General features: G+C 72.4%; 1 protein-coding gene. It reads right to left on the bottom strand.

Annotated features, from left to right (window positions below; all coding sequences use genetic code 11):
• A partial coding sequence (locus VSO01S_RS26185) for an ATP-binding protein (RefSeq protein ID WP_174544773.1) occupies positions 1 to 3,203 on the bottom strand: 3,203 nt, incomplete at both ends.

Here is a 3,203-nt window from a genome sequence, read left to right as displayed (position 1 = left end):
CCGGCGCCTGTGCGCCCTGGGATGCAGCGGCGTCCGCGCCCTCGCCCTTGCGGGGCTCGAGCAGTTCGCGCGGCTGCAGCGCCCGGGCCTGCTCGCCGTGCACCGCGGCCACGGCCACCGGGTTGTAGATGAGCGCCACCGCGCCCGAAGCCAGCACCGAGATGCCGGCCAGGCCGGGCAGCGTGGACAGCTGCGGGCCGAGGTTCTTCACCACGACTTCCTGGTTGCCCAGCACTTCGTCCACGTGCAGCGCCACGCGCTGCGCGGCGCTTCGCACCACCACCACGGTGTTGGCGCGGCCCGGCTGGCGGTCGCTGCGGGCCGAGGACTGCAGCAGTGCGCCCGACCAGTAGAAGGGAAGCTCCTCGCCGCCGAAGGTGTAGCGCGCGCTGGCGTAGGCCTGCTCGAGCTCGGCGGCGCTCACGCGCTGCACCAGCTCCACCAGGTTGGAAGGCACGCCCACCGACAGCTCGCCGGCGCGCATCATCACCACGTGCGTCACCGCGGTGGTGAGCGGCAGCACCAGCTTGAAGACGGTGCCCTGGCCCTTGGTGCTCTGCGTCTCGATGCGCCCGCCCAGCGCGGCCACGTCGGCGCGGACCACGTCCATGCCGATGCCGCGGCCGGCCAGCTCGGACACCTGCTCCGCGGTGGAGAAGCCCGGCTGGAAGATCAGCTCGGCCGCCTGCTCGGGCGTGACCGCCTCGCCCTGCGGCACCAGGCCGAGAGCGTGGGCGCGCCGTGCAATGCGCTCGATGTTCAGGCCCGCGCCGTCGTCGCGGAAGCTGACCGACACGTCGTTGCCTTCGTGATGCAGGTCGATCACGATCAGGCCGCTGGCGTCCTTGCCGGCGGCCGTGCGCGCGGCCGCATCCTCGATGCCGTGCGCCACGCAGTTGCGCAGCAGGTGCTCGAAGGCCGGCGTCATCCGCTCCAGCACGCCGCGGTCCATCTCGATGGAGCCGCCGGTGATGTCCAGGCGCACCTGCTTGCCGGTGTCCTTCGACGCCTGCCGCACCACGCGGTACAGGCGCTCGGAAATACCCTCGAACTCCACCATGCGCGTGCGCAGCAGGCCGCGCTGCAATTCGCGCGTCTGGCGCGCCTGCGCGCTCAGGTCGTCTTCGGTGGCCTGCACCGTCTTCTGCAGCGAACGCTGCACGGTGGCCACGTCGTTCACCGACTCGGCCATCATGCGGGTGAGTTCCTGCACGCGGGTGAAGCGGTCGAACTCCAGCGGGTCGAAGGACTGCGCCGAATCCTTGGCCTGGGCCAGGCGCGATTGCATCTGGCTCTCGGCCTGCACCTCGATGTCGCGCAGCTGCTGGCGCAGGCGGTCCAGGTTGCCGGTCAGGTCGACCAGCGAGGTGCTCAGCTGGCCGAGTTCGGCCTCCAGGCGCGAGCGGGTGATGATCACCTCGCCGGCCTGCGCCACCAGGCGGTCGAGCAGCTGGGTGCGGATGCGCACCACCTGGCCGGCGCCGCCACGCAGCGGTGTGAGCGCGCTCGATGCCGGGACGGCCAGGCGCTGTGCGGGCACGGCGGCAGGCGTTGCGGCAGCAGCAACGTCCAGGGCCGGTTCGTTGGCGGCCGCCGGTGCGGCAACGGGTGCAGACACCGGCGCTTCGACCTCGGCCGACACCTGGACCTGCACCGCGGCGCTGGTCGGCACGGCCGAAGTGGCCGCCACCGCGCGCTGCGCGATCTCGGCCTGCGCGGCGCCGTCGGCGGCACGCAGGCTGTCGAAGGCCGCCTGCAGCGCGTCATAGCGGCCGTAGAGTTCTTCGATGGCCTGGCGCGGAATGTTCTCCACGCCGATGATCTCGACCTCGGACTCCATGCGGTGGGCGCGCTCGCCCAGGCGCATGGCGCCTGCCAGGCGCGCGCTGCCCTTGAGCGTGTGCAGCGCACGCAGCACGATGGCGCGCTGGCCCATGTCGTCGGGCGACTGGGCCCAGGCACGCAGCGCATTGGCCAGTTCGGGCAGCAGGTCGGCGGCCTCTTCCTCGAAGATCGGGAACAGGTCGGCATCGACCGCATCCGCCACGTCCATGGCGTCGTCGGAATCCTCCAGCGCCACGTCCGCCGGCGCATGCTGCGCGGCAGCGGCCAGGGGCTGCACCAGCGGCGCGGCCGGCTGCACCGGCGGCAGCGGCGCGGACGCCAGCTCGCGCAGCGCGTTCAGCGTCTCGGGCGACGGATCCTTCAGCACGCCGGCGGCGAACTGGTGCAGCAGGCGGCGCAGCTCGTCGGCCGCCAGGGCCAGCACCGTGCCCTGCTCGTGCGTGCCGCGGCCCAGCATCTGCAGGTGGGTCAGGGCCGACTCGAACAGGCGCGCCATGTCCGACAGGCTGCGGAAGCCCACGGTGGAAGAACTGCCGGCCAGCGAGTGCGCCAGGCCGATGGTCGAATCCTGGATGCGCAGGTGCGGCTCCAGCGCCCACTCGCCCACCTCGACGGCCAGCTGGCGCGACCACTCGTCGGCCTCGTTGAGGTAGACGTTGTAGAGCGCGATGCCGATGCGCAGCGGACCGATGACCTTGAACGATTCGTCTGCCGGCGCGTCAGGCTGCAGCGCTTCTTCCTGCGCCACGGCCTGAATCTCTTCGACAGGCTCGGCGGCGGCGGGCGCCGCGGCGAAAGCGGCCGCCTGCTCCGCAGCGAAGGCTTCGAAATCGAGCGCCGGCACGTCCTCGGCAGGTGCGGCCGCAGCCGCCGCGGCGCGCAGCTCGAACGGGTCGGCCAGCGCGGTGGGCTCGAAGCCCGGTTCGGCGGGTTCGGCCGCCTGTACCGGCGCAAGGGGCTCGGCCAGGAAATCGATGTTCACGTCCACCGGCTGCGGCTCGCCGGTGCGCGCCTTCTTCTCGTCCTCGAATTCGAGGAAGTCGGTGGAGGGGAAGTCCTCCAGGTCGTGCGTCTCGAAGGGGTCGGGCTGGCTGGCCGCAGGCGCGGCGGGCTCGGGCGTGAACTCGAACGACGGCAGCGGCGCGTCGTCCGCCGGCGCAGCCGGCTCGAAGGACGCCGGAGGATCGAGTTCCAGATCGGGCAGCTTGTCGAAATCCGGCAGCGGCGGCAGGTCCGCGGCAGGCTGCGATGCCGGCGCGAATGCCTCCAGCGGCGCAGGCGACGAGGGCTCTGCAAACGATGCCGGCTCGGCCGCGATCTGGCGCGCCGCGGCCGCCAGCGCCAACGGGTCGGCCGCC

This window comes from Variovorax soli NBRC 106424 (assembly GCF_001591385.1).
In the GTDB taxonomy this organism is placed as follows: Bacteria; Pseudomonadota; Gammaproteobacteria; order Burkholderiales; family Burkholderiaceae_C; genus Variovorax; species Variovorax soli.
Note: the sequence above shows the minus strand (reverse complement) of the source record. Positions and strands in the feature narration are given on the sequence as shown.